The organism is Citrobacter sp. Awk 2 (genome assembly GCF_028069815.1).
Classification (GTDB): Bacteria; Pseudomonadota; Gammaproteobacteria; order Enterobacterales; family Enterobacteriaceae; genus Citrobacter.
The window spans coordinates 1-839 of the sequence record NZ_JANEWL010000234.1; the positions used below are offsets into that span (position 1 = coordinate 1).

Annotated in this window: 1 protein-coding gene; it reads left to right on the plus strand. The window is 33.0% G+C overall.

The annotated features are described in order from the left end of the window. Positions 1–421: 421 nt before the first annotated feature. Positions 422–839, plus strand: a 418-nt coding sequence (locus NNO02_RS23395) for a hypothetical protein (protein WP_271455891.1), incomplete at its 3' end; no start/stop codon positions are given.

The following is an 839-nucleotide window of genomic DNA, read 5'->3' on the forward strand; positions in this document are numbered from 1 at the left end:
CCTAAAATTAATTATCCATTTAATATCATATAGTTGCGTATTCAGGCCATAGATACTACGGACAGTAAAACTGAAAAAAGCTGAATTTCTTTTCATTCTTTTCAGTTCCTGTCTCGCAGAGCATCCCCAGAACGGGCGCGGGCTGGCAATATCGTTTGTAAAAAATCACAACTGAAAAATTTTAGTGATATGAAAACCGCAGGCGGTGCGGTGTAGTGCGATTTTGGTCACTTTAAGTTTTTCATGTGTGACCGTGTTCATGGAGATAATACAATTTGATCATATGATGCATGTATTCACTTATGTATGGTGTTGATGGAAATTCAATAGCTATTTGATGTTTTGGTTATCTACGGGAAATTTTTATTAAACTGTTCCTGATGATATGGTAATCATGATTTATTATTGATGAGGATGGATTGTGAACAGTAAAACGCATACGATAAAATTAGCCTTAGACTTGCGTAGTAAAAGTGTTTTGGGCGAATGGACGACTCATGTAGATGAAAAAAGGAATGATAGTGATGAATTAGGTCGCAATATATTTAATTCGGTAAGGAATATATTTTCTGATATATCTCGTGATTTTATGACTAACCTTAGTGAGTTAATTCAATCCGGGGAAATTGATAGTGCGTTTTCTTTTTTTAAAGACTCCATTTCAGCACTTCAATTTTTATCAAAGAATGATTATTTTTTAATAAAATCATTCAGTAAGTTATTGTCAGATGAACAGCTCAAAGAAATATGCATTCATATCGTAGCGTTATCATCTGAATTTAATCTAATAGATGATTTAGATGAAGATGTAGAAACATGTTTGCGACTAAAAGATGATT